The sequence below is a fragment of the Candidatus Erwinia dacicola genome, from assembly GCF_001756855.1.
Classification (GTDB): domain Bacteria; phylum Pseudomonadota; class Gammaproteobacteria; order Enterobacterales; family Enterobacteriaceae; genus Erwinia; species Erwinia dacicola.
On record NZ_MAYS01000436.1, the window covers coordinates 1 to 1,037 of the forward strand.

Below are 1,037 nucleotides of genomic sequence, written 5' to 3' on the forward strand. Positions count from 1 at the left end.
AGATACTCGATTGAGTACCAGAATGTGAATTACAGATACTTAGCAGATCACAATATACCACTATGACACAAGACGAGAACATCCAAAGATCACGACTTCTCAAGGGGTTATCTTCTGGCAACCCTATCCCTATGCGGCTGACCACCGAAGAGCGCGCGTTACTTGAGGCGTTAGCCACCAAAGAATGCCGTTCGATCTCCAGCATGGCGCGCATGATTTTTTTGCGGGGCATGGAAGTAGCTAACGCGGACTGATCAAGGTGTTTCTATGGAAAACATCACAATCAATTTAAACGTATTGGCCCCCTATCTTTCCCTAAGGGAGTATGCCCGAGTAACTGGCATCCCTTTTGAAACGTGCCGAGCCATGGTGAAGGACAGGAGGATCATCATCCGACCTAAAGAGCTAGCCGGTGGAAAGGTTGAAGTGAATATGGTCGCCATGCTTAAAGATGCCATTGCTAATAGCTAATAGGGTTGCAAAATGAGAAAAAGATACCTTGAGCATGGGTCAAGTGTCGGAAATATTTCGGGGCTGATACACGTCAGAAAAAACACCTATGTGTATTATGGATTCACTATCCGCAAATCATCACGCAATGCTTTTAATCGTAGCAATTCGTATTTAATAAATAAGCGGGATGTTAACGGCTGCATTGATAATTACTATGGCCGTGACTTTGCCTTATCGGAAGCACTGCGAACCATTGAAAGGCTGAATGATGGAAAAGGTTATGAAAACTGAAATGGTTATCGGGCTTTCTCTCTTTGCTGTTCTTACGTTGTATTCAATTCAATTTTTGATTCGTCAGCGGAGTATAAAAGTAAAGCAGCAAAGAATTAACACGCTTGCTGAATATAACATCCTCTGCGAAGAAGTAGAGCTAAAAGCCCGTAGGAAACTGTAGCAGGTACAAGATATAAACGATAATGCTCCATCACTTGCCAGCCGGTTAAAGCATGGTTGCCAGGTCACGCACTACCGCAATACACGCGGCTGGATTGAATGCCCGGACGGGCGTTTCTTTAAACCGGAAC

4 protein-coding genes are annotated in these 1,037 nt (G+C 44.4%); all 4 read left to right on the plus strand.

Features of this window, described 5'->3' with window-relative positions:
• Window positions 1–267 precede the first annotated feature (267 nt).
• Complete coding sequence (locus tag BBW68_RS11825) at window positions 268–471, plus strand: DNA-binding protein (RefSeq protein WP_070135518.1); 204 nt, start codon at window positions 268–270, stop codon at window positions 469–471.
• Window positions 472–483: 12 nt separating this feature from the next.
• Window positions 484–744: a DUF4761 family protein gene (locus BBW68_RS19205; protein WP_222563088.1), complete on the plus strand. Its 261-nt coding sequence runs from the start codon at window positions 484–486 to the stop codon at window positions 742–744.
• Entirely contained in the window at window positions 734–907 is a 174-nt protein-coding gene (locus tag BBW68_RS18885; RefSeq protein ID WP_186821330.1) for a hypothetical protein, read from the plus strand. The genes BBW68_RS19205 and BBW68_RS18885 overlap by 11 nt, the downstream gene beginning before the upstream one ends.
• A gap of 12 nt (window positions 908–919) precedes the next feature.
• The coding region (locus tag BBW68_RS18890) for a phage filamentation protein Fil family protein (protein WP_186821331.1) at window positions 920–1,037 on the plus strand (118 nt) is incomplete at its 3' end.